Below are 26,676 nucleotides of genomic sequence, written 5' to 3'. Positions count from 1 at the left end.
CTCCTCGTGACGATCCGCCGGTCAAACGCTTTCCGCGCCGCGAATCATGGTGGTAAGAGTATTCCCAACCAAAAAACTTGGAAAGCTGAGCTGTCGTATCCCTACCGTGCTTGCAGCCCCCAGTTAAGAACATTAGAGAGCTTGCATCTATTGACGAACTGCTGTTGACCGCACCGGAAGATTTACTGCTCGAGCGGTTTTCGCCGATCCCAACAGGCGGCCTGCCGTCGCGAGAGGGGGCGGGGTTCAATCTCACCGTGAAAGGCTCTAAGAGCAGACCGAAATGATGCGCTCGATTTGGTGGACTGAAGAATGCGACTAGGCGGACGGCTGGCTGCGGCCATCGAAGTGCTGGAAGACATTGGCCGGCGTCACCGGCCGGTGGCCGATGCGCTGAAGGACTGGGGCCTGTCGCACCGTTTCGCCGGCGGCGGCGATCGTGCGGCGATCGGCAACATCGTCTACGATGCGCTACGCCGCAAGCGCTCGGCAGGCTGGCTGCTGGGCGAGGACACGCCGCGCGCCATCGGCTTCGGCGCCCTGCTGCTCGAATGGGGCCAGACCGCGCGCTCGCTCAACGAAGCGCTCGACGGCGACAGGTTCGCGCCGCCGTTGCTGACGGCTACCGAACTCCAGGCAACCGACGAGCGGCGGCTTGCCGACGCCTCGCCCGCGGTGCGCGCCGACATACCGGATTGGTGCGAGCCGCTTTTGCAACGCGCGTTCGGTGAGGCCTGGGTCGAGGAGGGCGCGGCGCTCGCCACCCGCCCGCCGCTCGACATCCGCGTCAACACTTTGCAGGCCGATCGGGCCAAAGTGCTGGCGGAACTTGCCGAAACCGGCGCCAAGCCAGCCCAAATCGCGCCCCAAGGCATTCGCATACCGCCGATCGACGGCGACGGCCGGCATCCCAACGTGCAGGCCGAGCCGGCTTTCCAGAAGGGCTGGTTCGAAGTCCAGGACGAGGGATCGCAAATCGCCGCCGCTCTTGCCGGCGCCGAGCCTGGAATGCAGGTGCTCGATTTCTGCGCCGGCGCCGGCGGCAAGACGCTGGCGCTGTCGGCGGCGATGGGCAATACGGGTCAGGTCTTCGCCCATGATGCTGAGAAGGCGCGGCTGGCGCCGATCTTCGACCGCATCCGCCGCTCGGAAAACCGCAACGTGCAGATCGTCACCAAGCCGGCGGAATTGTCGCCGCTCACTGGCCATGTGGACCTCGTCCTGGTCGACGCGCCTTGCACCGGCAGCGGCACCTGGCGGCGGCGCCCGGACGCCAAATGGCGGCTGACGCAAAGGCAGCTCGACGCCCGCAAGGGCGAGCAGATGGCGATCCTCGATACCGCAAGCAGCTTCGTCAAGCCGGGTGGCCTGCTGGTTTACGTCACCTGTTCGGTGTTCGACGAGGAGAATGGCGACCAGGTCGCAGCGTTTTGCCAGCGCAATGGCGGTTTTGCCCCGGTCGACCATCGCCGGCTCTGGGACAGCCGTTTTCCCGGCCATGAAACGGCGATGCGGCTCGGCGCGCTGGGCGGTATCTGCCTGTCGCCGGCGCTGAGCGGCACCGACGGTTTCTACATCTGCGCGCTGCGTAGGGCTTCCTGAATGGAGCGGAAGCGAAACTTGCGCTTCCGCTCTCGAGATCAAATTGCTGCAGTGCAGCATTGGATGATTGCTTGCCGCTCACGCCTCTGCAATAAGCTTTTCCGGCAAAGGTGAAAGCAGCGACGGCCATGGCAGCAAAGATCGTACCCGCTCCGGACTATGAGGACCGCGTCAGGGCGTCCTTCGCGCGCCAGCAGGCGATGGCGACCATCGGCGCCGAATTGACGCTGGTGACGCCCGGCATCATCGAAATCGAAATGCCCTATTCGGCCGCACTCACCCAGCAGCATGGTTTCCTGCATGCCGGCGTCATCTCGACCGCGCTGGACTCGGCTTGCGGCTATGCGGCCTTCTCGCTGATGCCGGAGAATTCCGGCGTGCTGACCATCGAGTTCAAGGTCAATCTGCTGGCGCCGGGCAGGGGCGAGCGCTTCCTGTTCCGCGGCTCGGTGACCAAGCCTGGCCGCACCATCATCGTCGCCGACGGCCAGGCCTATGCCTTCGCCGCCGACGGCGAAGCCAAGTTGATCGCCACCATGACCGGCACCATGATGACGATGGTGGGCCGCGACGGGATTGCTGGGTGAATGGCCGGTTCGCCGCAGGCGAATTCATCGTGCCAGTGGCACGATGAAAGGCCACGAACGCCGGGAGCTGCCGGAGGCAGCGGGTCCCGGCGAGCAGGTGGTGGAGACAGCAGGACAGGGAGGAGTAAATCATCATGACCGATAAAGTGTCGCGCCTGTCCGGCAAGAACGTCCTCTTCGTCATGGCGGTGCAGGCCGAATACGGGCCGCATCTACAGCGGCTGTTTACCCCGCTGATGACCGGTGTCGGCCCGGTCGAGGCAGCCGTCCGGCTTGGCGCCGAATTGTCTTGGCTGAAGTCGCAAGATGCGCTGCCGGACCTCGTCGTGTCGCTCGGCTCCGCCGGCAGCCGGACCTTGGAGCAGACGGAGATTTACCAGGCCATCTCGGTCAGCTATCGTGACATCGACGCCTCGCCGCTTGGCTTTGAGAAAGGCGCGACGCCGTTCCTCGACCTGCCGATGACGGTGTCGCTGCCGTTGCGGATTCCGGGGATAAAGCAAGCCACGCTGTCGACCGGCGGCGCGATCATCACCGGCGCGGCCTTTGATGCAATTGCGGCAGACATGGTGGACATGGAGACCTTCGCCTGCCTGCGCGCCTGCCAGCTGTTCGAGGTGCCCCTGATTGGGCTGCGCGGCATTTCCGACGGCGCGGCTGATCTCAGGCATGTCGGCGACTGGACCGAATATCTGCACGTCATCGACGAAAAGCTGGCGGATGCCGTCATGCGCCTCGAACAGGCGATCGGCTCGGGCTTGCTTTGGACGGGTTCTCCTGGTGACGTGGCGGGACCGTTCTGAAAGTCGGGCTCGCAACCCATTGCGCCGACTCGTTTCTTTCTCTAAACGCTCGCCATGAAAACAGCCAATCAACCCGACACCGTCCTGATTGTCGATTTCGGCAGCCAGTTCACCCAGCTCATTGCCCGCCGCATCCGCGAAGCCGGCGTGTTTTCCGAGATCGTGCCGTTCCAGTCGGCCGAGGCGGCATTCAAGCGCATCAATCCAAAAGCCGTGATCCTGTCCGGCGGTCCGGCCTCGACCACGGATATCGGCAGTCCGCGGGCGCCGCAGATCGTCTTCGAGGCCGGCGTGCCGGTGCTCGGCATCTGCTATGGCCAGATGGCCATGTGCGTGCAGATGGGCGGCGTTGCCGAAAGCTCCAATCATCGCGAATTCGGCCGCGCCTTCGTCGAGATCGAGAAGGAAAGTCCGCTGTTCGAGGGCCTCTGGGCAATCGGCCAGCGTCACCAGGTGTGGATGAGCCATGGCGACCGCGTCATCTCCTTGCCCAAGGGGTTCGAGGTGTTCGGCAAGTCGGAAGGCTCGCCCTTCGCCATCTTCGGCAATGTCGAGCGCAAGATGTATGGCATCATGTTCCATCCGGAAGTGGTGCATACGCCCGACGGCGCCCGGCTGCTCAGGAATTTCGTCCACAACATCGCCGGCATCGAGGGCGACTGGACGATGCGCGCCTACCGCGAGCACGCGGTCGAGGCGATCCGCAAGCAGGTCGGCAAGGGCAAGGTCATCTGCGCGCTCTCGGGCGGGGTCGACTCCTCGGTCGCCGCGCTGCTCATCCACGAGGCCGTCGGTGACCAGCTCACTTGCATCCTCGTCGACCATGGCCTGATGCGCAAAGACGAGGCCGCCGGCGTCGTTTCGATGTTCCGCGAACATTACAATTTGCCGCTCATTCTGGTGAACGCGTCGGATCGCTTCATCGGTGCGCTCGAAGGCGAGGCGGATCCCGAGAAGAAACGCAAGACCATTGGCCGGCTCTTCATCGAGGTGTTCGAGGAAGAGGCCAAGAAACTCGGTGGCGCCGATTTCCTGGCGCAAGGCACGCTCTATCCCGACGTCATCGAAAGCGTCTCCTTCACCGGTGGCCCGTCGGTGACGATCAAGTCGCACCACAATGTCGGCGGCCTGCCCGAGCGCATGAACATGAAGCTGGTCGAGCCGCTGCGCGAACTGTTCAAGGACGAGGTCCGCGCGCTCGGCAAGGAACTCGGCCTGCCCGAGAGTTTCATCGGCCGCCACCCGTTCCCGGGCCCGGGCCTTGCCATACGCTGCCCCGGCGGCATCACGCGCGAGAAGCTGGAGATCCTGCGCGAGGCCGACGCCATCTATCTCGACGAGATCCGCAAGGCGGGGCTGTACGACGCCATCTGGCAGGCCTTCGCCGTGCTCTTGCCGGTGCAGACGGTCGGCGTCATGGGCGACGGCCGCACCTACGAATTCGTCTGCGCGCTGCGCGCCGTCACCTCGGTCGACGGCATGACGGCAGATTTCTATCACTACGACATGGCCTTCCTGGGCGCCGCCGCCACCCGCATCATCAACGAAGTCCGCGGCATCAACCGCGTGGTCTATGATGTGACGTCGAAGCCGCCGGGGACAATCGAGTGGGAATGATTCAGACCCACCCAAACGCCGCCGAAAACACGCCCATCTGCGACGTAGCTGTCTGATAATAAATGTAAATCCTATCTGGGACAATCAGCCACAATCGGTGCGCAGAGAAGATCGCCAACCCCGGCTGATGACGCGAACGACGTCTTCGCGCCGTATATCAGTCCAACAGACTTGCACTGCAAACTTCTGAAAGGGGACATTTGCCCCTGATCGCAGCATAGCAGCATATGACCGTGGCAGTCGCATTGGCCCCTCGAACGCAAGGCCGGCTTTCTAGCCTAGGTCATCCCGAACGCGGCAGATCCGCTATCGACCGGGTGTTCTCACGCCTCCTGTCTGGCGTGGATATCGGCTCCACCGGGGCCGAAAGCGTGCCGCGCCAAGCACGCGCACTCAGGCCTCTAGTGGTCGAAGCGCTTCATCCAAGCAAAGGAATCGGTGACGGGGCGATATTCGGCGCCGAATGCACCATCATAGCCGGCGTCCGCGATTGCGCGCAGGAGCCAGCCATAGTCCACCTCGCCGTGATCGGGCTCGCTACGATCCGGTACGGCGGCGAATTGGATATGGCCGATCTTGTCGGAAAATTGCCTTACCGAGTTAAGCAAATCGCCTTGAATGATCTGCATGTGATAGCAGTCGAACATTACCTTTACCGCACCGTCTGTCGCATCGATCACACGCAATGCGGTGGAAAGGTCCGAGAGGAGATAGCCCGGCGCATCGCGCGGGTTCAGAGGCTCGATCAATATGCCGATGTTGTGCCGTGCCGCCGCCTTCGAAGCGTACCGCAAATTGCCGGTGAACGTCGCGAAGGCTTCGTCACCGATTGCCCTTCCTGCCATCACATGGATGTTGCGACAGCCTGTTACGGCTGCCCATTCAATCGCCTGGTCGATCGCCGCGCGCGCTTCCGTTTCACGGCCCGGCAGCGCGGAGAGGCCGAAATCACCCGCCCCAACATCCCCCCGGGCCGTGTTGATGCCAAGCAGCGGAAGACCGGTTTCGGCGAGCAGCGCCGCGACCACCGATGCGTCGGTATCGTACGGCCAATGCATCTCGACCGCCGCGAAACCGCGCCGCTTGGCCGCGCGGATCGCATCCGGAAGCGCTAGGTTACGAAAGAGAAATCCCAGATTGGCCGAAAGTTGCATCAGTCGTCCCACTCCACGTCAAAGTGTTCCACTAACTCGCGAATTTGAGGAGCCGCGAGGATCTTGGGCCGCAAGCCCTGGGTGAGAAGCGTGAGCTTGGCCGTTTCCTCAAGTTCCTCCATCGCATAGGCGGCGGCTTCGAGATCCTTGCCGGCGACGACGGGTCCGTGGTGGGCCAGCAATACGGCCGACCGTTTCCCGGCGAGTCCGCGCACGGCGTCTCCCATCGCCGGGTCGCCGGGCCGGATGTAGGGCAGCAGTTTCACCTTTCCCAGCCGCATGACCGAATAGGCCGTCAGCGGCTTGAAGACGCTGTCGGGATCGATGTCGGGCAGAAGCGAAACCGCGACGGAATGGGTCGAATGAAGATGGACGACCGCTCCGGTGCGCGCGCCGCGTGTCTCGTAGAACGCCTGATGCAGCGGCATCTCCTTCGTCGGCTTGTCGCCGTCCAGGAACCGTCCCTCAGCGTCGAAGAGCGACAGGCGGGCGGGGTCGAGCGCGCCAAAGGACGATCCTGTCGGCGTGACGAGCAGCCGACCGTCGCCGAGGCGGGCGGAGATGTTCCCCGAGCTTCCCGCAGTGAGGCCCCGCGCGAACATGGACGCAGCGATGCTGCACATCTGATCCCTGAGTCTTGTTTCATCGCTCATCGTAGAACGCCTCCCGTAAGGACGTCGGCTGCCTTTTCGAAGAACCCGGCCGAGCCGAAATTGCCCGATTTAAGGGCGAGCACCATATCCGGGTCACGGGCCTTCAACGCCGGAACACCGGGGTCGATCTCCGGTCCGATCTCGAATGACGAAATGTTGAGCGCCGATACGACGGCCCCCGATGTCTCGCCGCCCGCCGTAACCAGCCGGCGTACGCCACGCGCCGAAAGCTGACGCGCCAGTTCGCCGAAAAAATCTTCAACCGCCGTCGCGACGCGCTCCTTCCCGTAGCGGTTCTGTGCGGCGGCGACGGCTTCGGGCTCGGCCGACGAGAACACCAGTGGCAAGCCGTGGTGCTGGCGGTCGATCGCCCACTCGGCATATTCAACAGGATTCGCCGTGCCGTCCACGACCGCATCCACCTCCACAACGCGCGTCGGATGGCTTTTCCGGTGCTCGGCAATCTGGCGCCGGCTCATGGTCGAGCACGAACCGCAAAGCGCGGCCGCCGGCCCCTGTATTCCCTTCCAATGCGTGGCCGCCGTGCCGATCAACCCGGCCCGACGAAAGTTGGCCGGAAGTCCCAGCGCTATTCCCGAACCGCCGCTGAGCAGGACATCGGCTTCGGCAGCCTCGCCAATGGCGATAAGGTCCTTGTCCTGGATGGCGTCGACCACGACGTAGCGAGAGCCCCTGGCGGATGCTGCCTCCAGCGCATCCCTGATCGGGAGGGCGCCTCCCGCTACGACATCGTAGGGGACATGGCCGATCCCGCGCGCGGTCTGTCGCGCAAGCCAACGCCGCAGATCGGGATCCGTCATCGGCGTAAGCGGATGCTTCTCCAAGCCGGATTCGCTCAACAGCCGATCGTTGACGAAAAGATGCCCCTGGTAGATCGACCGGCCGGTTGCGGGAAACGCCGGACAGACGATCGCGCGTGCCGCTCCCAACGCGTCGCCAAGAGCGTCCAGCACGGGACCGATATTGCCTTCGGGCGTCGAGTCGAATGTCGAGCAGTACTTGAACAGATATTGGCGGCAGCCTTGGCGTCGAAGCCACTCCAACGCCGCGAGCGACTGCTTCACCGCCTCCGAGGCGGATATCGTTCTGGTCTTCAGGGCAACGACGCCCGCGTCAACCGAGCGGTCGGAGGCGGTGTTGGGAACCCCGTTGTACTGGACCGTGCGCATGCCCCCCTTGGCAAGCGTGTTGGCCAGGTCGGAAGACCCGGTGAAATCATCGCCTATGCAACCGAGAAGCATCGGAATTTCCCACATTCAACTTTCACGAAATGCCCGCGATCGTGCGCTGCCTCAAGGGGTGGTTCGAGGGGCGTCGTCCGCCAGGTAAACCGCGATCAGTTCGTCGACCGTGCTTTCGGCCACAAAGCCCAGACTGGTGGCCAGCCTGGGCGTGAAGGATTTCGGCCACCCAGCAATAATGGCCTCGATCGCCTCGTCCGGCGTGCGGTCTATCAACGCCTCGGCTTCGGCCCCTGCCACGCGGCGGAGCGCGGCAATCTGGTCGGAGACCGTGGCCGCGACACCCGGCATGTTCAGCGTGCGCCGGGCGCCCAGCGCGGATGTATCGAGCATCGCGGCATGGATGAGGAAGGCTACCGCCGAGCGCGGGCTCGCCAGCCAATGCTTGACGGTCTCCTTCACCGGCAGCACGGAGCGCTGCCCGGCGAGTGGCTCGCGCAGGATGCCGGAGAAGAAGCCCGAGGCTGCCGCGTTGGGAGTGCCGGGCCGAATGACGATCGTCGGCAGGCGTATCCCGACGCCGTCGAGGAAGCCGCGGCGCGAGTAGTCGGCCAGCAACAGCTCGGATATCGCCTTCTGGGTGCCGTAGCTGGTCAGCGGGGCAAGGATGTAGTCGTCGGGAATAGGGTCGGGCAGAGGCGCGCCATAGACAGCAACCGAGGAGGTGAACACCAGCCTGGGGATATATTTCCGCCGGGTTCCTTCCAGCCGGATCGCCTCGAAAAGAGCGCGCGTGCCGTCCATATTGATGCGATAGCCCTTCTCGAAATCGCGTTCCGCTTCGCCGGACACGATGGCCGCGAGATGGAAGATCACATCCGCGCGGCGCGCGGCCAGATCCTGCGCTGCGCCGGGAGCGGAAATATCGGCGGCAATGGCTTCGACAAAACCTATGTCACCGGTTGGCACCGGCGGCTTCGTCACGTCCGCCAGCGTCATCCGGTCGATCCTTCGATCTCCAAGCGATGCTGTCCGCGAAAGCTCGGCCGCGAGTTTGCGGCCGATCATTCCACCAGCGCCAATGATGAGTATATGCATGGATGCTCCGTTCTCTTCCGGGACTGGTTTGTGATGCCGCTTCAGACCTGCCTGAGCGCGCGCACGACTGCGTAGGCTTCGAGCGACAGGGTTTGCGTTCCGTCATGCGTCAGCCGATCGAGCAGATCCGGTTGGCGCGATGCCGCGACGAAAGATGAGGCGTCAAGAATTGCAGCGCGCGCGAAGCCTTCGGGGAGGCGCACCTCCAGCGCGTTGGGCGAGGGGTTGCATAACCACAGCTCGGTGCCTTTTTCGGTAACCGCCGCGATCCCTCGCACTGCGCCAGGGACGGACGATCGCAGCGGACGGAGCGGGCAGCCTTTGAGCTTCGCCAGGCCTCGCACGATGTGCCAGACAGGATAGAGCTCGCCCTTGCCTTCGAACCAGGGCTGCGGAAATGACGTCGGCACGGAGAGGACGCCGAACGGGCCGACCGCGGCGCCGAGCGCGATGGCCGCCGCGCCGCCTTCCGCGAAGGCGGCGAAGTAGCCGAGGTTCCAGGCCGCTCCCATGACGCCCCGCTGGCGCGGATCATTGAAATTGACCGCCTGCCGGATGTTGGCGGGATTGGCGACCGGCGCTTCACCATAGGGATTGTCGCGCAACCCGATTGCGGACGGCCCAACGGAATATGGGCGGCCCTTGGCGATCGCCGGCACGGTCCTGGCAATATGCGGCAGGCATTCGAGCGTCTCCATCAAGGAGCGGTCGTCACCAGCGTGGAAGATCGCCGCCGTCGTGAATGTCACGAGGTCTATCGCCTCGGCCGGGGGACGTTTGCGGTTGAGCTCGGTGAAGAAGCTGAACATGCCTCCGCCGATGCGAGATCCGGGGAAGGCCGCGCGCGCGGCCGTATAGAGCTTCGCCGCATCCGGCGCTGGCGGCCAGATGCTGCCGGGCAGCGTGCATTTAAGATCGGGTGCGGGCGACACCAGAACCGTCGTGAAGCGATGATCGAGCCTCGCGGCCACCTTGCCCAGGGAGTCGATTTCCGCCGCGGCGCCAGCATCGTCGGCATGCTCGACCACTGCTTCGAGCCAGGGTTGGGCGCCCATTGCGATGGCGATCTCGACCTGCCTCGCCAGCGTTTCGGCATCATGGCCGAGCCGCGGATCGTAATGGCAGATGACATGGGCGACGCCGAGCTGGGCAAGCGTCTCGACATGCCGCAATGCGGCCGAAGCGTCATCGGGATGCAATCCGACGCCGAGAGGTGGAATCGCGTCCGCCGCCTCGCCGAGCGTCAGGGCGGCGATGCCTCCCGCCTGACGCGACGGACCCTTGGGAGAGCCCTTGACGGTCAGGGTGATCTTCTGTTCGACGACCTCGCCGGGCTCGATCCTGTATGGCCAGGGCAGAGCGAGGGGACGAACATAGGTCTTGTAGGAGGCGTCGGTCCAGTTCCGCTGGTCCTCCATCTCGAACGCGTCGCCCTCCATAAGGCAGCTGACCTCCAGCCCGCCGGGAGTACGGTGCGAGATTTCACGCAGATCCATCATCGGCTGCACCGGATCGATCTCCACAGGAAACCGTGTCTCGACCCTCTCGCCGCTTGTGTGCGTGATCGTGGCGGCCGCGCCGCTTATGCCCTCTATGGGATGCAGGACGACAAAGCCGGTCCGGTTCGTGAGAAGCCCGGTCGGCGTGGTTCCGCGAGCCGAATAGGTCAGAACGCCTGCCGCGGTACCAGCGATGCCCACGTCATAGCCGAAGGTCTCGCCTTTGCTGGCAACGCTTGCGCGATAGGCCACACGAAAGCGATCGTCGTCCTTTTCGACGACCAGGTCGGTGATCTTCGGAATGAGCGTCGCCCAGTCCTTGTCGCGTACCACGAACGAGATTGCGCGGATCACCTCTTCGCCATGCATGCGGCAGTCGCGCAGGTTCGCGCCGTCGAAAAGCACGCTGAGGGGCCCGGCGCTCAGTAGCCGCTCCTCTGCCGGTAGTTCTTCGGTGCCGTAGAGGCGGACGGCGCGGGAAGGATCGGACTGTGTCATAGGATTCTCCCGGTCTCAAACGCGGCGCGATTTCCAGGTGATGAGGCGCTCGGCCAGCAAGGCGAGGATGATGATGGCGCCGATGGCGGTCCCCTGCCAGAACGGCGAGACGCCGAGCAGGTTGAGGCCATTGCGGATCATCACCATGATCAGAACCCCCATCAGCGTGCCGAATATCGTGCCTCGTCCGCCGTAGAGGCTCGCGCCACCGATGACCACGGCCGCGATGGCGTCGAGTTCAAGCTGGTTCCCCCCGATCGGGTCAGCCGACATGATCTGCGCCAGCGAAAAGGTCATCGCCGTCGCCGAAAGGGCACCGGACGCCACGTAGGGAAAGATCGAGTAGAAGAGGGTGTTGAGGCCGGCCGCCCGGGCGGCTTCGATGTTCGAGCCGACCGCGTAGATGGTTCGCCCGCCCTTGGAATATGTCAGCCACGCCCAGGTGGCGAGGTAGAGCGCGATGAGGAAGATGACGTTGGCGGGGATGCCCAGCAGGTTCGTGTAGACGATATTCTGCAGCCCCATGGGCAGTCCCGAAATCGAGCGCTGTCCCGACACGATGTAGGCGAGACTGCGCCCCATCGCCATGACCCCGAGCGTCACCACGAAGGGCGCCAGGCCGAACACTGCGATGAGAACGCCGGAGAAAAGCCCGATCAGGGCGCCGCAACCTATGGCGAGCGCGATCGCCACCGGAATGGGGAATTCCTTCAGGAGTAGGGCGAGGATGATGCCGGTCACGCCCGCGACCGACCCGACGGAAAGGTCGATGCCGCCAGTCAGGATCACCAGGGTCATGCCGACGGCAACTATGCCAAGCACCACCGATTGGTCGAGTATGTTGAACATGTTCCGCTCGGTGAAGAAGTGCGGCGAGATGAACGACAGGATCACCGCAAGCACCATGGCGAGGCAGAGCATCCGGAACTCAAGCGTGCTGGCGAATCTGGGCATCGCAAAGGATCGTGTGGGCGCGTTCATGCGTCGATCTTTTCGTCTTGAGGTGTATCGAACAGGCCGGCGATCCGGGCCGACAGGGCCCCGGCGTCCGGCAGCCTGGAGCCGGCCGGCAGGCTGAGCCCGATCCATCCCAGATCGTGCCCTCGGCGATTGGACAGTGGTGCAAGCAAGGTAGAGCGGCCGTCATTCTCGGTCACGATGCCGGGTTGACGCCTTCCAAGCGCGAGGGGGATTGCCGTCTCCTGCGCAAGATAGACATGCCCGGCCGCGAGTCCCATCGTTGCACCCGGCGTACCCTCGGCGAGGGCGAGGCAGACGAACCGGTCGTCGTCGATCAATCCCCAAAATGCCGTGCCGCCATGGCCGGCGACAAGATCGCGCAGGAATGCCGTGTTGCGCTCGGCTGAGCTTCGGGGCGCGGCGAGCAGCGTCAGGCTCTCTTCGCTCAGTCGCGAGGCGGGCAGGTCGGCGATGGTATAGCCGTCACTCACCACGACGACCCGCTCGCAGATCCCCAGTAATTCCTGGAAATCTGAGGAGATCACGACTACGGCTATCCCCCTTTCGGCCACCTCGCGCAGCAGTTCGTAGATTGCCTGGCGTGTCCCTATGTCGACGCCTTTCGTAGGCTCGTCGAGGATGAGCACTTCGGGCTCGATCAGCAGCCAGCGCGCGATAATGATCTTCTGCTGCATGCCGCCGGAGAAGTGCAGAAGGTTTGCATCCATGCGGTCGGTCGGAAGGTCGAGACGCGAAATCAGCTCGCTGGCCTGCTTGCGGCGCGCCGAATGGCCTCGCCCGAAACCCCTGTGCTTGCCCATCTGGGCGAGGAAGAGATTTTCGCCGACCGTCATGTCGGGCACGATGTTCTGGGCCCGCCGGTCCTCGGCGACCATTCCGAGACCGGCGCGGATTGCCGCGATAGGGCTGTTGGGGGCAATCTCCTTGCCGCCGACAAGGACGCGCCCGCGGCTGCGGTGGCGCAGTCCGAATATCGCTTCGGCGCTCTCCGAGCGTCCAGCTCCGACAAGCCCGCCGAGGCCGAGAATTTCACCCCTGCGCACCGTGAACGAGACGTCACGCACGAAAGGCGGGGCTTTGAGCCCAATTACCTCCAGAGCCACCGGCTGCTCGTTAGTGGTCACTCGCGAGACGGCCTTTCGATACACATTTCCGATGTCGCGTCCCACCATGTGGCGGATGACGTCGGCCTGCGTGAGCCCCGCCGTGGGCACGCTTTCGGCCACGGTCTTGCCCTCGCGCAGGATTGTGACGCGATCGGTGACTGCGAAGACCTCCTCGAGCCGATGCGACACGAAGGCGAGTGCCTTCCCGCTGTTTTTCAGCCGCCCCATGATCTCGAACAGCCGGTCAACCTCGATCGGCGAGAGGGAGGCCGTCGGCTCGTCGAAGATGACAAGATCGGCGTTGAGGGCCAGCGCCTTGGCTATTTCGACGAGTTGGCGTTGCGCTGCCGAGAGCCGGCGCACCTCGATGTCGAGTGGCAGTACGTGGTCGTGGCCAAGTTCCGACAGGATGGTCTGCGCCCTGTGTCGCAACTGGCTGAAAGACAGACGGCCCGGCATCGCGTAGCTGGGCAGGAAGATATTCTCCAGCACGCTCATGTCGGGCGCCAGGCTGGTTTCCTGTGCCACGAGGGCAATGCCGGAACGCAGCGCGTCGCGCGCGGATCCGACGGTCAAGGGAGCACCCTTGAAGAGTATCTCGCCCGACGAAGGCGGCAGGTGTCCGCAAACGATCCGTGACAGCGTCGATTTTCCCGCGCCGTTCGCGCCCAGCAATCCGCAGATCTCGTACCGGCAGAGCGCTATCGACGCGTTGCTGAGCGCGTAGGCGTTCCCAAACAGGCGGGTGACGCCACGAGCCACGAGAAGCGGCTCGGGAATCTTGCTGCTGTCTACCATCCGAGGACACACTCCAAGTGGTACGAATAAAGCGTCCGGGGGAGGTTGCCCCCGGACGGCCTATGTCGGCCAGGCCCCGATTACATCTCGTTGGCGAAGACCGTTTCCTTGATGGTTGGAAGCTCCTGCTCGATGTTCTTGCTGGTCACGATCTTGATCGGCACGAGGATTTTCTTTTCGGGAGTCTTGCCGCCGAGATGGTCGACCATCGCGCGTCCCGATTCCTGGCCCATCAGATACGGCTGCTGCATGCCCGAAACGACCAGTTCGCCCGACTGCAGCAACGGCACGAATTCCGGCACGCCGTCGAAACCGGCGACCAGCACGTCGCCGGTGAGGCGGGCCGCCTTGATTGCCTGCAAGGCGCCCAGCGTCGGGCCGTCGGTCTGGACGAAGAGGCCCTTCATGTCCGGATTCGCGGTCGTCATATCCTGCGTGAACTTGAAGGTTTCGTCCGCGGTGTAGGTCTGCATCTGCTGCAGCCCGGCTTCCTTGGTGATGCCAGCCTCTGTCATCGCGTCCTTGAAGCCCTTGGTGCGGGCCTGGCCGTTGAGGCGGGCCTGGCTGATGCCGACAATGCCCACGCTGCCGTCCTGCTTGCCGGCGGCCTTCATTGCCTCGGCCAGCGCTTTGCCGACGCCGTTCGCGCCCTGATAATTGTCAGAGATGATGAAGGACACATAGTCGCCGCTGTCCGTGCCGATGTCGGCGATGACCACGGGAATGTTTGCCTGCTTGGCGAGATCGAGCACGGCCGGCGCGGTTGAACTGTCTGTCGGAGAGATGATGATCCCGGCGACGCCGCGGGCGATCGCGTCCTTGGCATTTTTAAGCTGGGTCTGGGCATTGTTGCCCGAATCCAGCGCCTGATAGGTGTAGCCTCCCTTGGTTGCGACATTCTCGATGCCCTTGGAGAGGTATCGCCAGAAGGCAAGATCAAGGCCTGGAGTCAGATAGACCAACTCCTTGGATTCGGCGAGAGCGGCGGTCGCCGTCCCGGCAATGCCGGTCAGCGCGACAACGCCCGCGAGGGCTGCGGTGGCAAAAAGGCGTCTTGTCAGCATGGGAACTCCTCCTGTTGTGCTGCATGGTTGCCCGGCAATCCGCCCCTATTCTTATCCCTTTCGAGCGGATTGCGTTAAAAGCTGCTTGGTCGTGGTGTAGATGCGTGTTTCGTGGACCGCGAAGGCCCTTGCGGCCGCCTCGGAATCGCGCGCCTCAAGTCCCGCAAGAATGGCACGGTGATCGGCGATGCTCGTTGCGATGCTTGAAGGCTGGGCGACTGCTCGCCGCCGATGGTCGAGAAGGTAGGAATAGAGATCGGCGGCGATATCCGCCAGCGCGGCATTGCCGCCCGCCCGATAGATGGCCGTGTGAAATTCGCGATCGCAAATGAGGAAGCGAACGGGATCGTCGATCGCCGCTTCCTGCGCCTCGATCGATTTTTGCAGGGTCTCGAGCGTCGCGGCTTCAACCCGGACAGCCGCGGCCCGCGCCACCTGATCTTCGATCAGCAACCGCGCCTCATGCACGTCGTCAAGACTGTATCTGGAAATGTCGCGATAGCGGGCCGATTGGACCGCGAGTTCCCCGACTTCCGTCGAGGCCACCACTGTCCGCGTGCCTTGGGCGACGGAAAGGATGCCCTTTGTGGAAAGGATTAGGATCGCACCGCGCACCGTCTCGCGGCTTACCGACAAAGCGCCCGCAAGTTCACGCTCGCTTGGCAACGGGTCCCCCACGTCAAGAATGCCGGTCGCAATGAATGTCGCGATCTTCTGGACGACGAAGTCCTTCATCGAATGCTTCGGCACGCCGCCAAGCGCACTCCCGTCGTCGGTCAGAATCGCTCGTAGGTCCATCCGTCCTTACATCCGAAGAGGTCTAGTGGTCCGGTATATGTACCAGTAGGCCTGCTTCAGCTGTGCGTCAATAGCGAGACGCGGCCGTCAAATCTCGGCTGACAAGAGATATTGCTTTGGGAGCGGTGAGAACGTTCTCAGCCCGCATACTCTCCGGCACAGCTTCGCCACTCACCTGCTTGAGCAGGATGTCGACATCAGCGTCATCCAGGTGCTGCTCGGGCACAGCAAGCTCGAACGACAGCGCTCACCGGCGGAGCGGGAGTCTTCCTTCCATCGATTTCGGGCTGCTCTTGTTCTAACCCTAATACGGCCAATTTCCGGATAAATCGATATGAACGCCCGATACTCGTGATGGATAGGAGTGGCGGGACCATGCTAGCCACGAGGCAGACAGACCGCAGGCCTGTCGTGCTTCACTCCAGCTTAAGCGCTTCGGCTCATATCGAAGGTCGCTGCCGGATGGCGTGAGGGTTATCCGAAAGGGAGAGTCTCGATGTCTGGACACGGGTATGAGGGTGGGCGGCTCGATCTCCCCTTCGTTGGGCTTAGCACCTTCGGTAAACGGCCGATCTGCCTTGATTGGGACAAGATCGACGCGGATGTCGCCGTGCTGGGTGTGCCCTTCGACATGGGGACCCAGTACCGCTCCGGTGCACGTTTCGGCCCCCGCGCCATCCGCGAGGCCTCGACGCTGTTTTCCTTCGGTCATGCCGGCGCTTACGACCATGAGGACGACCAGATCTATCTGCCGCTCGACAAGGTGCGGATCGTCGATATAGGCGACGCAGATATCGTGCATACCGATACCGTGGCCAGCCACGCGAATACGGAAATGGCGGTCCGCAAGATTCTTGAACGCGGAGCGCTGCCCGTCGTTCTGGGCGGCGACCATGCCATCAACATTCCCTGCGTCAGGGCGTTCAGCGAACATGGCCCCATTCACATCGTGCAGATCGATGCGCATCTCGACTTTGTCGACGTGCGTCATGGCGTGCGCGAAGGACACGGCAATCCGATGCGCCGCGCGGCCGAACAGTCGCATGTTAGCGGCCTCAGCCAGATCGGCATCCGCAACGTCTCCTCGACCGCCCGCGACGGTTACGAGGATGCGCGCCAACGCGGCTCGACGATCCTTTCCGTCCGCCAGGCGCGCAAGCTCGGGGTCGAAGGTGTTCTGGCGACCATTCCGGAAGGCGTACGCTACTATGTGACGATCGACATCGACGGTTTCGATCCGTCGATTGCGCCGGGCACTGGCACGCCTAGCCATGGCGGCTTCCTGTATTATGAAGTAATGGAAATGCTCCGGGGCCTTGTGAAGCGCGGCGACGTCGTCGGCATCGACCTCGTCGAGGTGGCCCCGGCCTACGACCCTTCGGGCATCACCGGCTTTCTCGCAGCACAGGTACTCCTGAACTTTCTCGGCTATATCTTCGTCGAACACGAAGCGCGCGGACGCTGAACGAAAGGAATTCAACGATGCCAACAAACGCAAGTAACGGTCAGGTTCACGTCATTCCTGCCCGCCAGGGCGTGGCGACGCGCGTTGCCCAAGGCCAGGTGATCACCGTCATCAACACCCACGGCACCCAGGTGGTGGACACCTGGGCCTTCTGCGCCGACGATATCGCGGAATTCATGTCGATGGAGCACAGTCGTGGAGCCATGCTCAAGGTGAACCCGAAGAACGGCGACACGCTGTGCAGCAACAGGCGGCGTCCGATGCTGACCCTGATACAGGACACGTCGGGTGGCGTGCACGATACGCTGATCGCCGCCTGCGACCGCTATCGCTACCAGCAGTTGGGCCATGTCGGGCACCATGACAACTGCACCGACAATCTGGCGACGGCCCTCGGCGCGGTCGGGCTGACGCCACCCGAAACCCCTTCGCCGCTCAACCTGTTCATGAACATTCCCGTCGGCGAAGACGGTTCGGTCACCTTCGAGGCACCGGTGGCGGGACCGGGCTCCTATGTGTCGATGTGCGCGGAAATGGATTTGATCGTCGCGTTCTCAGCCTGCCCCCAGGACCTCATTCCGGTAAACGGTCAAGGCTGCGTTCCAACCGAAGCGCATTATCGGATCGACGCCAAGGCGCCGCGCCTTTAAAGCGCAGCCCAGCATCCAGACCATTGATCCCGAAAAGCGGCTCCCGCTTTTCGGGATCAATGCATAAAGGAGTTTTTACATGCCGCGTACCTTGGGCATCTTGTTTTTTGCGTCGGCGGCTTGCCCTTTTCCGGCCGATTTTTCGGCACTCCCCACCCTTTTGCGCAGTTCCTGAAAAAAAATCCTCTGCGACAGCGACGCTTTCTTGTGCTTTGGCGCGATGATGACGAAGGGCGAGCGGATCTGCGCCTCGGGAATAAGCAGCGCCTTAAGCCGGTTGTTCTGTCTAAACGTGACGGTCATGTGATCCGGCAGATAGCCGACGAAGTGGCCGCTCAGGATATACATTGCCTGCGCCTCGATATTCGAAGCATAGGCGCCGACATGCGCGTTGGGGAAATGCTGCAATTCCGACTTGTTGGCATAAGGGCGCACCACCATCTGCGATGCTTCCACATCAGCCTTTGTCACCAGCTTGCGGGAAAACAGCGGGTGGCGCTCGCTGCAGTAGAGCGAGTTGATTTCATAATGGAACTCGGTCTGCGAATAGCCGGGCAGCAATTTGATGCGGGGGGAGATCGCGAAGTCGATCCCGCCCTTGGCGGTTTCCGCGATAAGCTGTTCAGGCGAGCCGATGGTGATGCGCAGATCGACTTCGCTGGCTTTCTTGATAAACTGATGAATGACGTCATCGAGGCCCAGGGCTGAATCGGTAACGGTGGCATCGACGATCCCGACGCGCAGCACACCCGTCGCCTTGGAGCGCAGTTCGCCCAGTTGCATCTCGAACGCCGACAGCGCTGAAGTCAGCGAATGGGAATATTCATAGACCGCGGTGCCTCTATCGGTCAGTTCGAAGCCGCGCCTGCCGCGTTGGCATAGCGAAAACCCCAGCCGTTCCTCCAACGCGTTGATTTGGAAACTGATCGTCGATTGGCTCATCGCCAAAGCAAGCTGTGCTCCGGTAAATCCGCCATGCTCGACCACCGAGCGGAAAACCCTGAGCGCACGAATGTCGGCAACCGACAGACGCATTCTGACACTCCTCCTTGAGCCTCTCAGACGGTGTTGGGTATCAGCCTTACATCGTCAACTTCGATGTATAGTCTATTCCTTCCATGTTTATCAAAGATTCAATCCTGCCATGCTGCCCTACCAGATGGTGCCGTGCCGTCATGCCACTGGGGAAGCAAACAATCGGGCCGGCATTGCAGCCGGCTGACGACCTGGAGGTTTAAGGCTCGTCACGCATGCGAGATTCCTGAGCGCGTACAGAAGCCTCGGACTCCAAATAATCCATAATAAACGGGAACATACGAAACTGGAGGAAGTTATGCGATCCGCTTTGAAACTGTGCACTTCGACGCTGTTGGCCGCGTCGCTCTCGCTCGCCGTGGCGAGCATTGCCACCGCCTCCGATCTTCTGGATCGGATCAAGGCAAAGGGGGAAATCACCATCGCGTCCGAGGCCCGCTACCCGCCGTTCGAATATGTCGAAAACGGCAAGATCGTAGGCTACGGAGTTGACCTCTTCGAAGAAGTCATGAAGGCGCTGCCGGACGTGAAGGTGAACCGGCTCGACCTGCCGTTCCAGGGCTTGCTGCCCGGTTTGCAGACGGAGAAGTTCGATGCCATCATAACCTCCGTCACCGTTAACAAACAGCGCTACGATACCTACAGGCTGTCTCTGCCAATCGCCGACGCGTCGTTCTCCTACGTCAAGCGCAAAGGCGACGCCGCCTTGAACACGCCCGAAGACCTGAGCGGCAAAAATGTCGGCACGCAGGCCGGCTCGGCACAGCTCAAGGGCACCGAGGCTTTTTCCGAGAATTTAAAGGCAAAAGGCCTGGCGCCGATCGCCAACATCCAGACCTATGTCGACTTCAATGAAGCCTATGCCGATCTCGCTGCCGGGCGCACGGATGCCGTCGTGAATTCCCTGCCCAATCTGCTCTACCTGCAGACGCAGCGCGGCGACGTCTTCGAAACCATCCGCACAACGTTCGGGGACCCGACCTATTTCAGCTGGGCCTTCCGCAAGGACGACGACAGCAAGGCGCTTGCCGACTTCATCGATGACCAGTTCCGCAAGCTCGCCGCCGATGGAACCATGGCCAAACTTCAGGAAAAGTGGTTCGGCTTCACCATGAAACTGCCGACGGACGCTCTGCCCGAACCCAAGAGCTGACGAGTCGGCATCCAACGCCCGGATAAAGGTGAGGCTTTCCAGCCTCGCCTGCCTAACAACGCACAGGCTGCAAGCCTGGCCTCAAGTCCATAAGGTCTGACGACTTGGCAATGTTCGCCCTCATCCAGAACAACCTGCCCATCATGCTCTGGGGCGCGGGCATGACCATCCTGGTGTCGGGCGTCGCCATCATCCTCGGCATGCCGCTCGGCCTCGTCCTGTGCTTCGGCCTCACCTCGAAGAAGACGTGGCTGCGCTGCTTTTCGCGCATCTATCAAAGCGTGTGGCGCGGCACGCCCATCCTCGTGCAGTTGCTGATTATCTATTATCTGCTGCCGCTCATCGGCATCAATGTAGCGCCCATCCTCGCGGCCATCCTCGCGCTGACCCTGAACACGATCGCCTTCCAGGCCGAGATATTTCGCGGCGGACTTTTGGCCATTCCACCAGGGCAACTGGAGGCGGCGCGCATGGTAGGCATACGCAAATGGGCGGGGCGCCAGCATATACTCGTGCCCCAGATATTGCGCCTCGTCATCCCGTCGCTGGTCAATGAGACCATCAGCATCCTGAAAAACTCATCGCTGGTCTCCGTCATCGCGGTGACGGAACTGATGCGGGTAAGCCAGCAGATCGTCGCGACCACCTATCGCCCGTTCGAAATCTACATCACCGCCGCCGTCATCTATATCGTCATCAATTTCCTTCTGTCGCTGATCGGCCGCATGGCCGAGCAACGGCTGGCGCAGAGGGCCTGAGCCATGGCGCAATTCTTCGACCTATGGGTGCAATACGGACCGCTGATGCTGGCCGGCCTGGCGACGACGGCCTGGATCTGCGCACTTGCCACAGCCCTCGGACTGGCGATCGGCCTGTTGCTCGCCTGCCTCGAGAGCACGCCGTTCACGCCACTGCGCTGGGCCGTTCGTGCCTATATCGAGATCATGCGCGGCCTGCCGATCCTGATCCTGCTGTTCGTGCTCTATTATGGCGGCCCGAGCATAGGCCTCCGGCTGAGTGCCGAAGCGGTGGGTGTTTTCGGCCTCGGCTTCTATGGTGCCGCCTATTTCGCCGAAATCTTCCGCTCCGGTTTCCAGTCGATCTCCAAAGGCCAGATCGAGGCGGCGCGCATGGCCGGGCTCTCAGGCACGCAGATCATCCGCCATATCAAGCTGCCGCAGATGCTGGTCATGATCACGCCACCGATGGTCAACCAGATCATCATCCTCATCAAGGAATCCGCGGTGCTGTCCATCATCACCGTTGCCGAGCTGACCAAGAACACGACGCAATTCGTCAACGAGACCTACGCGGTCATCGAACCTTATCTCGCCGCCGCCCTACTGTACTGGCTGCTGGTCGAGGCAGTCGCGCAGCTCGGCAAATATGTTGAGCGCCGGGTGCGGTTCTAGGCCGCTCAACCACCAATTTGGGAATAAACGATGGCCACTGAAACCACCGAGCCCGTCATCAAGATCCGGAATCTGACCAAGGATTTCGGCACATTCGCGGCCCTGTCCGGGATCTCGCTCGACATCAACCTCTCCGAGGTCGTCTGCATCATCGGACCGTCGGGGTCGGGCAAGAGCACGTTGCTGCGTTGCGCGAGCTTCCTCGAGGAATATACGAGCGGCGAGATCGAGATCGAGGGCCGGTTGCTCGGCTACAAGCGCGGTGCCGAAGGACTGGTACGAGAAAGCGACCAGAACATCGATTCCGTGCGCCGCAACGTCGGCATGGTGTTCCAGCACTTCAACCTATGGCCGCATATGACAGTGCTGGATAACGTGACGCTGGGATTGCGTCTTTCCAAGCGCGCTCCCGCGGCCAAGGCGAAGGAAAGCGGGCGCCGTGCGCTGGCCAAGGTCGGCCTCGCGGATTTCGCCGAGCGCTACCCCTCGCAGCTTTCCGGCGGCCAGCAGCAGCGCGTCGGCATCGCCCGGGCGGTCGCGATGGAGCCGCATGTGATCCTGTTCGACGAACCGACCTCCGCACTCGATCCCCAGCTCGTCGGCGAGGTTCTCGACACCATGAAGCAACTGGCCGTCGAGGGCATCACCATGGTGGTGGTGACGCACGAGATGGGCTTTGCCGCCCAGGTCGCCGACCGTGTCGTCTTCATGGACCGCGGCAAGGTGATCGAGCAGGGCCCGCCCGCCAAACTCTTCAACGATCCGCAAAGCCCGCGCTTGCGTGAATTCCTCGACACTTGGAGACAGCGCAACATGCTGTTCCAGAGCGAGCCCACCGCCGGCCAGTAGGCAGCGGCACAATCGACACGACAAGACGGAGGACCGTACCATGAGCGAAGGTTTGAGCCCGGCAGGTGTTTCCCGCATGTATGGCGACGTGCCACCCTTCATGGCATTTCCCTATGTGCGCGATCTGGCAGGTCTTTCCGCCGACGCTGTGGTGGTGGGCATGCCCTATGACGGCATCGCCACCTTTCGCGGCGGCGCGACCCGCCGCGCCCCGCAGGAAATCCGCAAATACTCGCTTCTTTACGGCAGCTACAGCTTCGACTGGGACCTCGACATGCTGGCCCATATCACCGTCGCCGATGCCGGCGACATCGATGTAGTGCCGGGCGACAATGCCGCCAGCTACGCCCGCCTCGAAGCGCGGCTTGCCGCGGTGCTGGTCAACGGGGCGGTGCCGCTGACCATCGGCGGCGATCACGGCATCAGCTATCCGGCGGTACGCGCGGTCTCCGATGCCGGCGACACCCCGGTCGGGCTCATCGTCTTCGACACCCATCTCGATCTCAGCGAATCCTTCGGCGGCGACCGCCTCACCCGCGCCTCGCCCCTGCTGCGCATTGCCGAACTCGACAAGGTGGCCCCTCGCCGCATCGTTGTCATCGGCGCGCGCGGCCCCCGCAACCTGCTCGAATGGACCCCGCTTTACCGCAAGCTCGGCATCACCGTGTTTTCCATGGAGGAAGTCGAGCGCCTCGGCATCGAAACGGTTGCCGAACGCGCACGCGCCATCGCCAGTGCCGACGGCGCGCGCCTCTATATCAGCCTCGACATCGACGGCGTCGATCCAGCCTTTGCCCCGGCAACCAACAGCCCCGAACCAGGCGGCCTTACCTCGCGCGAGATCATTCGCGGCGTAAGGATAGTGGCCCGCGACGGCTTTGCTGGGTTCGACCTCGTGGAGGTATCGCCGGATTTCGATGCTTCCAGCGGCACCACCAGCATCCTGGCCGGCCGGCTGCTGGCCGAGGCCCTGTTCTGCCTCGCGGCCAAGCGCGCCGGCAAGCAGAACGCCTGGCGCGACGCCCACAGGTCCGACTTCCAACAGAAATAGCACCACCTTCGGAGTGCGCCTCGCGGTCAAGCGACCCGATGCGCCAACAGGACACAAGACCATGAGCATTACAAATTTCCAGCCACTCGATTCCGGCAGCGTTCCGCGTTTTGCCGGCCCTTCAACCTTCATGCGCCTGCCCATGGCTACCCCCGAGCAGGTCGACATCGCGCTGATCGGCGTCCCCTTCGACGGCGGCACCACCAACCGGCCGGGCGCGCGCCATGGACCGCGCGAAATCCGCAACCAATCCAGCCTGGTGCGGCGCGTCCACCATGTGACGGGCGTCTCGCCTTTCGAACAGGTGCGTGCCGGCGACTGCGGCGACGTGATTGTAAACCCGCTCGACCTGCCCGGCTCGCTGGACACGATCAGCGCCTTCTTCGAAAACGTCCACCACTCCGGCGCCCGGTCTCTAGTCGTCGGCGGCGATCATCTGATCACGCTGCCCATCCTGCGCGGCATCGCCAAGGAACCGGCCGGCCTCATTCACTTCGATGCCCATTCCGATACCTATGACGAGTTCTTCGGCAACCGCTATAATCACGGCACCCCGTTCCGCCGTGCCGTCGAGGAAGGCCTGCTCGATCCCAAGCGCATGGTCCAGATCGGCATCCGAGGAGCGATCTCCGATGTGGAAAACTACGATTTCGCCCGCGAGGCCGGCATCCGGATCATCTTCATCGAGGAATTCATGGAGCGCGGCGTGGGCACGGTGATGGCCGAGGCGCGCTCGATCGTCGGCGACGCGCCGACCTACGTCTCGTTCGACATCGACGCGCTCGATCCGTCTTTTGCCCCCGGCACCGGCACCCCGGAGATCGGCGGCATAACGACGCGCGAGGCCCAGAAGATGATCCGAGCGCTGGCCGGCGTCGACATCATCGGCGCCGATCTGGTCGAAGTCTCGCCGCCGCTCGATCCTTCGGGCGTCACCGCGCTAACCGGTGCCACCCTCCTGTTCGAGCTTCTCTGCGTCATGACGATGCAAATACCGGCTAAATGAGACCCATGTGTGGAGTGCGCCCCTCGGACCGGACAGGATGAACAAGCAGAATTGACTTGGAAGCCGGGCTTTCGAAGGATGGAAGCCCATGGTGGCTTATCGCACGCACAGCATCGAGTTCAAACGTCAGGTAGTGCAGGAGTTCCTGTCCGGCGAGACGCTGCATGGTCTCGCCAAGCGGCACGAACTGCCGCGTAACCTGATCCGCATCTGGGTTCAGAAATACGAGGCCGGCTCCTTCGACGAAGACGTGGCGGCGGCCGACACGATGCAGACCTATGAGGCGCGGATCGCAGCGCTGGAGCGGCTGGTAGGCCGGCAAGCCTTGGAAATTGAGTTTCTAAAGGGGGCTCTGAAAAGCGCACCACGTCCGAGAAGCGGGACTACATCCGGATCAAAATTTCTCCCGCCTCCAACGCCCCTGCTACCGATTGAGCCCCGGAGGCGGGGCAAGGAAGCCATAGTTGCGTCGGGAACAAGCGGCGAGACCGATCCGCCGATCTCGAATTCCCATCCGAAGAGTTCCGCGTAAAGCGGCGCAGGTTCGCAGGATCACGCCCTATTATTTCAAAGTGGATGATTGGCTTGGCCATGATGTCCAACCTTTTAGACGGTTCGCAAAACAGTCGCAGCCCGAGCGGCAGCGGCTGCTGGCTCGGCAGGTGAAACACCTCCCAGGTCGCCCGCATCTGGCCACAATCGTTCTGTGCGACAACACCGCGGGACCGTCAGATCGGGGCGACGATGCGGAGAAGGCAACGGTTCACCGACAAAAAAGGCACGAGAGAAAAGAGCGCACCTCGGATGTTGCGCGCGAGTCGATCGAGGTCGAGCGGGCGGCACGGGATGCGAAGACAGCTCGGCTCCGAGAGCAAGGGCTGATGACTGAGATTCGCAGCTCAGCACCTAAGAAGGTGCAGCCCCGATAACTGCTTAAGGGAGGCAGCGATGCTCGATACCCATACGGACATTGCGCGGGCGGCTATTGAAGCCACCTTCCTGCCACGTCGCGCCGCATTTCCGCGCGATATTGATCACTCCCGACGCGTGCTCGCGACATCACGCGAGCTTCTGAAACGCCTGCGCCAAAGCCATGGCGATGACACCTCCCGAGCTTGGGAGGATGCAGACCCGGTTCCCTTCGCTATCTCAGCGTTCGATGCCGATGTTCTCCGGGCAGTGTTCAAAGATTTGGTGTTGGGAACATACGCGCCCAAATGTCGATGGCGCGATCTGGCTAAGACCCTGGTACTCGAATACGCCGGGTGCGATCAGGTCGAAGTTGGCTTGCTGGATTGGATCACCAGGAAGTAAGTACCTTGTGCCAAGTCGAGTTGAGCGCGTGTTCTAGAGATCCACCAGGCGCGCCACGAGGGGGTTGCGACGTCTCGACTTCAGGAGTTTATCTCAACTGTCCGAATGGCGATTTGACATACCCAACCCGCCGCCAGCTATGGCGGAGGTCGGGTTCGTTCTAGGTCTCAGTCGTAGACTTTGACGATCTTGCGGGTGCCCGGGTCCACCAAAACCGTGCGGTTGTCGATCACCACATACCGGTATTTGACATTGGGGACCTCATGGAGCTCGACCGTGTCCGGCAGAGCCGTGCCGACATTCAGCTCAAGTCCGAGAAGGTTCACGGAAGCCAGCGGTTGCTTCTTCACGTATTTGCGCACGACGGTGTCCTGTTCCGGTGTGATGACAACATCCTGTGCCGCAACTGCGCCGACGCCGGCCAAAAGCAATAGCGCGGCAGCGGTGCTGGTAAGGGGGATCTTCATGGTTTTTCTCCTGTTGTTCCGGCGACAGCACAAGTCTTCTGTGCGCCAGGCAACTGAACACGTCGGCAGGCCGAACGTTCCTCGATCAGGCTTCAGTCGGAATCCTGACCAGACCAAAGGCCGATCACAAAACGCAATGGTCTTATCTCTTGAGACTAGGCGGAACGGCTTAGGGCTAGGCTAGTTGCTTCTCCAAATCAGGAGAAAGCAGATGGATAAAAGCATTGGCCAAGCGCGTTGGTTGCTCGCGCCAACTTTCGCCGCAGCCGTCACATTTTTGGTGATCGGCATATTCCTTGGCTGACATGTCGTGGATCGGCACAGCTACGTCCCTTCCTGTGCTGATAGGGCCCGCAAGCCGCTTCGGTGGCTGGCGGGCCCTCTATTTCCAGTATGTTTGGTGAGCAAAAGACAATGACATCGATCCAGAGAACCAATGAGAGTGGCAACGCAAACCAACCGGCAAATGACAACGATGATCATGCGCCTGCGCTACTGGACGCTGTTTCTTTGACGAACGAGGAAAACATTGCCGACCTTGTCAGGCGAACCGAGCGCGTGGCGATTTTGGTAGTGTTGGGAATGGGGGGCTGGTTGATGTTAGTCCCCGCTATCTACCTTGTACTGAGCCACCGAATATGAATGAATAATTACGCCAGCATATGATCGCCCGTCTCAGGGGCCGGGGTCGGACAGTTTCATCATCCGCGCAGCTTTTCGCCTCGAATTCCAGCGTGGCGCTCGTTACCGTGACGCTTGATCATCTTGTTGGGCTGCAGCACCTGATCTGGAACTCGAGCGCGGCCCATTGCTG

25 protein-coding genes and 1 pseudogene are annotated in these 26,676 nt (G+C 62.4%); 15 read left to right on the top strand and 11 right to left on the bottom strand.

Going from position 1 to position 26,676, the window contains the following annotated elements; genetic code table 11:
- Nucleotides 1-312: 312 nt before the first annotated feature.
- The 4 genes from FJ972_RS25445 to guaA all read left to right on the top strand — a co-directional run bounded on the left by FJ972_RS25445 (nucleotide 313) and on the right by guaA (nucleotide 4,609).
- Nucleotides 313-1,602, top strand: coding sequence for an RsmB/NOP family class I SAM-dependent RNA methyltransferase (locus tag FJ972_RS25445; protein ID WP_140524775.1), 1,290 nt, complete (start codon nucleotides 313-315; stop codon nucleotides 1,600-1,602).
- Nucleotides 1,603-1,730: 128 nt separating this feature from the next.
- Entirely contained in the window at nucleotides 1,731-2,189 is a 459-nt protein-coding gene (locus tag FJ972_RS25440) for a PaaI family thioesterase (RefSeq protein WP_027146613.1), read from the top strand.
- A 134-nt stretch (nucleotides 2,190-2,323) separates the two neighbouring features.
- A complete protein-coding gene (locus FJ972_RS25435; protein ID WP_140524774.1) occupies nucleotides 2,324-2,992 on the top strand; it encodes a 5'-methylthioadenosine/S-adenosylhomocysteine nucleosidase in 669 nt (222 codons plus the stop codon).
- Between the two features lie 54 nt (nucleotides 2,993-3,046).
- The gene (guaA, locus tag FJ972_RS25430) at nucleotides 3,047-4,609 is read left to right on the top strand and encodes a glutamine-hydrolyzing GMP synthase (protein WP_140498335.1); all 1,563 of its coding nucleotides are present in this window, start codon (nucleotides 3,047-3,049) and stop codon (nucleotides 4,607-4,609) included.
- Nucleotides 4,610-5,010: 401 nt separating this feature from the next.
- Here guaA and FJ972_RS25425 read toward each other — a convergent pair whose 3' ends face one another.
- From FJ972_RS25425 to FJ972_RS25385, 9 genes are all read right to left on the bottom strand, one after another.
- Nucleotides 5,011-5,763 carry a hydroxypyruvate isomerase family protein gene (locus tag FJ972_RS25425; RefSeq protein ID WP_140524773.1) on the bottom strand — a complete coding sequence of 251 codons (753 nt, stop codon included), beginning with the start codon at nucleotides 5,761-5,763 and terminating at the stop codon, nucleotides 5,011-5,013.
- Complete coding sequence (otnC, locus tag FJ972_RS25420) at nucleotides 5,763-6,416, bottom strand: 3-oxo-tetronate 4-phosphate decarboxylase (protein WP_140524772.1); 654 nt, start codon at nucleotides 6,414-6,416, stop codon at nucleotides 5,763-5,765. Before otnC ends, FJ972_RS25425 begins: the two co-directional genes overlap by 1 nt.
- Nucleotides 6,413-7,678, bottom strand: a complete 1,266-nt coding sequence (gene otnK / locus FJ972_RS25415) for a 3-oxo-tetronate kinase (protein WP_140524771.1) — start codon at nucleotides 7,676-7,678, stop codon at nucleotides 6,413-6,415. The genes otnC and otnK overlap by 4 nt, the downstream gene beginning before the upstream one ends.
- A gap of 51 nt (nucleotides 7,679-7,729) precedes the next feature.
- Nucleotides 7,730-8,716: a D-erythronate dehydrogenase gene (gene denD, locus FJ972_RS25410; protein WP_140524770.1), complete on the bottom strand. Its 987-nt coding sequence runs from the start codon at nucleotides 8,714-8,716 to the stop codon at nucleotides 7,730-7,732.
- Nucleotides 8,717-8,757: 41 nt separating this feature from the next.
- Entirely contained in the window at nucleotides 8,758-10,713 is a 1,956-nt protein-coding gene (locus FJ972_RS25405) for a hypothetical protein (protein WP_140524769.1), read from the bottom strand.
- Nucleotides 10,714-10,728: 15 nt separating this feature from the next.
- Nucleotides 10,729-11,667: an ABC transporter permease gene (locus FJ972_RS25400; protein WP_224619126.1), complete on the bottom strand. Its 939-nt coding sequence runs from the start codon at nucleotides 11,665-11,667 to the stop codon at nucleotides 10,729-10,731.
- A 23-nt stretch (nucleotides 11,668-11,690) separates the two neighbouring features.
- Nucleotides 11,691-13,598, bottom strand: coding sequence for a sugar ABC transporter ATP-binding protein (locus FJ972_RS25395; protein WP_140515078.1), 1,908 nt, complete (start codon nucleotides 13,596-13,598; stop codon nucleotides 11,691-11,693).
- An 80-nt stretch (nucleotides 13,599-13,678) separates the two neighbouring features.
- A complete protein-coding gene (locus FJ972_RS25390; protein WP_140498327.1) occupies nucleotides 13,679-14,662 on the bottom strand; it encodes a substrate-binding domain-containing protein in 984 nt (327 codons plus the stop codon).
- Nucleotides 14,663-14,713: 51 nt separating this feature from the next.
- Entirely contained in the window at nucleotides 14,714-15,460 is a 747-nt protein-coding gene (locus tag FJ972_RS25385) for a FadR/GntR family transcriptional regulator (RefSeq protein ID WP_140498326.1), read from the bottom strand.
- Between the two features lie 136 nt (nucleotides 15,461-15,596).
- Between FJ972_RS25385 and FJ972_RS25380 the strand changes: the two are divergent.
- The 3 genes and pseudogenes from FJ972_RS25380 to FJ972_RS25370 form a co-directional block, all read left to right on the top strand.
- A pseudogene (locus FJ972_RS25380) lies at nucleotides 15,597-15,698 on the top strand (tyrosine-type recombinase/integrase); the annotation flags it as partial.
- A gap of 258 nt (nucleotides 15,699-15,956) precedes the next feature.
- The gene (gene speB, locus FJ972_RS25375) at nucleotides 15,957-16,925 is read left to right on the top strand and encodes an agmatinase (RefSeq protein ID WP_140515080.1); all 969 of its coding nucleotides are present in this window, start codon (nucleotides 15,957-15,959) and stop codon (nucleotides 16,923-16,925) included.
- Nucleotides 16,926-16,942: 17 nt separating this feature from the next.
- The gene (locus FJ972_RS25370) at nucleotides 16,943-17,575 is read left to right on the top strand and encodes a DUF1989 domain-containing protein (protein WP_140515081.1); all 633 of its coding nucleotides are present in this window, start codon (nucleotides 16,943-16,945) and stop codon (nucleotides 17,573-17,575) included.
- A 75-nt stretch (nucleotides 17,576-17,650) separates the two neighbouring features.
- On the opposite strand, the gene FJ972_RS25365 is transcribed toward FJ972_RS25370, so the two are convergent.
- Complete coding sequence (locus tag FJ972_RS25365; protein WP_181167339.1) at nucleotides 17,651-18,562, bottom strand: LysR family transcriptional regulator; 912 nt, start codon at nucleotides 18,560-18,562, stop codon at nucleotides 17,651-17,653.
- A 346-nt stretch (nucleotides 18,563-18,908) separates the two neighbouring features.
- Here FJ972_RS25365 and FJ972_RS25360 point away from each other — a divergent pair, with 346 nt between their 5' ends.
- The 8 genes from FJ972_RS25360 to FJ972_RS25325 all read left to right on the top strand — a co-directional run bounded on the left by FJ972_RS25360 (nucleotide 18,909) and on the right by FJ972_RS25325 (nucleotide 25,395).
- Complete coding sequence (locus FJ972_RS25360) at nucleotides 18,909-19,763, top strand: transporter substrate-binding domain-containing protein (protein WP_140524768.1); 855 nt, start codon at nucleotides 18,909-18,911, stop codon at nucleotides 19,761-19,763.
- Nucleotides 19,764-19,873: 110 nt separating this feature from the next.
- Complete coding sequence (locus FJ972_RS25355; protein WP_140524767.1) at nucleotides 19,874-20,521, top strand: amino acid ABC transporter permease; 648 nt, start codon at nucleotides 19,874-19,876, stop codon at nucleotides 20,519-20,521.
- A gap of 3 nt (nucleotides 20,522-20,524) precedes the next feature.
- Nucleotides 20,525-21,175 carry an amino acid ABC transporter permease gene (locus FJ972_RS25350; RefSeq protein WP_140498320.1) on the top strand — a complete coding sequence of 217 codons (651 nt, stop codon included), beginning with the start codon at nucleotides 20,525-20,527 and terminating at the stop codon, nucleotides 21,173-21,175.
- 30 nt (nucleotides 21,176-21,205) lie between these two features.
- A complete protein-coding gene (locus tag FJ972_RS25345; RefSeq protein ID WP_140498319.1) occupies nucleotides 21,206-22,024 on the top strand; it encodes an amino acid ABC transporter ATP-binding protein in 819 nt (272 codons plus the stop codon).
- A gap of 40 nt (nucleotides 22,025-22,064) precedes the next feature.
- Nucleotides 22,065-23,075 carry an agmatinase family protein gene (locus FJ972_RS25340; RefSeq protein WP_140524766.1) on the top strand — a complete coding sequence of 337 codons (1,011 nt, stop codon included), beginning with the start codon at nucleotides 22,065-22,067 and terminating at the stop codon, nucleotides 23,073-23,075.
- A 61-nt stretch (nucleotides 23,076-23,136) separates the two neighbouring features.
- Nucleotides 23,137-24,081, top strand: coding sequence for an agmatinase (gene speB, locus FJ972_RS25335; protein WP_140524765.1), 945 nt, complete (start codon nucleotides 23,137-23,139; stop codon nucleotides 24,079-24,081).
- An 88-nt stretch (nucleotides 24,082-24,169) separates the two neighbouring features.
- Entirely contained in the window at nucleotides 24,170-24,613 is a 444-nt protein-coding gene (locus FJ972_RS25330; RefSeq protein WP_224681797.1) for a transposase, read from the top strand.
- Between the two features lie 416 nt (nucleotides 24,614-25,029).
- A complete protein-coding gene (locus FJ972_RS25325; RefSeq protein ID WP_140524764.1) occupies nucleotides 25,030-25,395 on the top strand; it encodes a hypothetical protein in 366 nt (121 codons plus the stop codon).
- Between the two features lie 167 nt (nucleotides 25,396-25,562).
- Here the strand turns inward: FJ972_RS25325 and FJ972_RS25320 are convergent, their stop codons facing one another.
- Nucleotides 25,563-25,862 carry a DUF1236 domain-containing protein gene (locus FJ972_RS25320; protein WP_140524763.1) on the bottom strand — a complete coding sequence of 100 codons (300 nt, stop codon included), beginning with the start codon at nucleotides 25,860-25,862 and terminating at the stop codon, nucleotides 25,563-25,565.
- Between the last annotated feature and the right edge of the window lie 814 nt (nucleotides 25,863-26,676).

It is taken from the genome of Mesorhizobium sp. B2-1-1 (assembly GCF_006442975.2).
Classification (GTDB): domain Bacteria; phylum Pseudomonadota; class Alphaproteobacteria; order Rhizobiales; family Rhizobiaceae; genus Mesorhizobium.
This window is presented reverse-complemented; position numbering and strand designations above follow the sequence as displayed.

Bases quoted from the DNA above. Each gene is read 5' to 3' on its own strand.
- FJ972_RS25435 (WP_140524774.1), top strand. From the start codon at position 2,324: ATGACCGATAAAGTGTCGCGCCTGTCCGGCAAGAACGTCCTCTTCGTC.
- FJ972_RS25360 (WP_140524768.1), top strand. From the start codon at position 18,909: ATGCGATCCGCTTTGAAACTGTGCACTTCGACGCTGTTGGCCGCGTCG.
- speB (WP_140524765.1), top strand. From the start codon at position 23,137: ATGAGCATTACAAATTTCCAGCCACTCGATTCCGGCAGCGTTCCGCGT.
- FJ972_RS25400 (WP_224619126.1), bottom strand. From the start codon at position 11,667: ATGCCCAGATTCGCCAGCACGCTTGAGTTCCGGATGCTCTGCCTCGCC.
- FJ972_RS25345 (WP_140498319.1), top strand. From the start codon at position 21,206: ATGGCCACTGAAACCACCGAGCCCGTCATCAAGATCCGGAATCTGACC.
- otnK (WP_140524771.1), bottom strand. From the start codon at position 7,678: ATGCTTCTCGGTTGCATAGGCGATGATTTCACCGGGTCTTCCGACCTG.
- FJ972_RS25445 (WP_140524775.1), top strand. From the start codon at position 313: ATGCGACTAGGCGGACGGCTGGCTGCGGCCATCGAAGTGCTGGAAGAC.
- speB (WP_140515080.1), top strand. From the start codon at position 15,957: ATGTCTGGACACGGGTATGAGGGTGGGCGGCTCGATCTCCCCTTCGTT.
- FJ972_RS25425 (WP_140524773.1), bottom strand. From the start codon at position 5,763: ATGCAACTTTCGGCCAATCTGGGATTTCTCTTTCGTAACCTAGCGCTT.
- FJ972_RS25385 (WP_140498326.1), bottom strand. From the start codon at position 15,460: ATGGACCTACGAGCGATTCTGACCGACGACGGGAGTGCGCTTGGCGGC.
- FJ972_RS25325 (WP_140524764.1), top strand. From the start codon at position 25,030: ATGCTCGATACCCATACGGACATTGCGCGGGCGGCTATTGAAGCCACC.
- denD (WP_140524770.1), bottom strand. From the start codon at position 8,716: ATGCATATACTCATCATTGGCGCTGGTGGAATGATCGGCCGCAAACTC.
- FJ972_RS25405 (WP_140524769.1), bottom strand. From the start codon at position 10,713: ATGACACAGTCCGATCCTTCCCGCGCCGTCCGCCTCTACGGCACCGAA.
- FJ972_RS25320 (WP_140524763.1), bottom strand. From the start codon at position 25,862: ATGAAGATCCCCCTTACCAGCACCGCTGCCGCGCTATTGCTTTTGGCC.
- FJ972_RS25340 (WP_140524766.1), top strand. From the start codon at position 22,065: ATGAGCGAAGGTTTGAGCCCGGCAGGTGTTTCCCGCATGTATGGCGAC.
- FJ972_RS25330 (WP_224681797.1), top strand. From the start codon at position 24,170: ATGGTGGCTTATCGCACGCACAGCATCGAGTTCAAACGTCAGGTAGTG.
- FJ972_RS25350 (WP_140498320.1), top strand. From the start codon at position 20,525: ATGGCGCAATTCTTCGACCTATGGGTGCAATACGGACCGCTGATGCTG.
- otnC (WP_140524772.1), bottom strand. From the start codon at position 6,416: ATGAGCGATGAAACAAGACTCAGGGATCAGATGTGCAGCATCGCTGCG.
- FJ972_RS25395 (WP_140515078.1), bottom strand. From the start codon at position 13,598: ATGGTAGACAGCAGCAAGATTCCCGAGCCGCTTCTCGTGGCTCGTGGC.
- guaA (WP_140498335.1), top strand. From the start codon at position 3,047: ATGAAAACAGCCAATCAACCCGACACCGTCCTGATTGTCGATTTCGGC.
- FJ972_RS25440 (WP_027146613.1), top strand. From the start codon at position 1,731: ATGGCAGCAAAGATCGTACCCGCTCCGGACTATGAGGACCGCGTCAGG.
- FJ972_RS25370 (WP_140515081.1), top strand. From the start codon at position 16,943: ATGCCAACAAACGCAAGTAACGGTCAGGTTCACGTCATTCCTGCCCGC.
- FJ972_RS25390 (WP_140498327.1), bottom strand. From the start codon at position 14,662: ATGCTGACAAGACGCCTTTTTGCCACCGCAGCCCTCGCGGGCGTTGTC.
- FJ972_RS25355 (WP_140524767.1), top strand. From the start codon at position 19,874: ATGTTCGCCCTCATCCAGAACAACCTGCCCATCATGCTCTGGGGCGCG.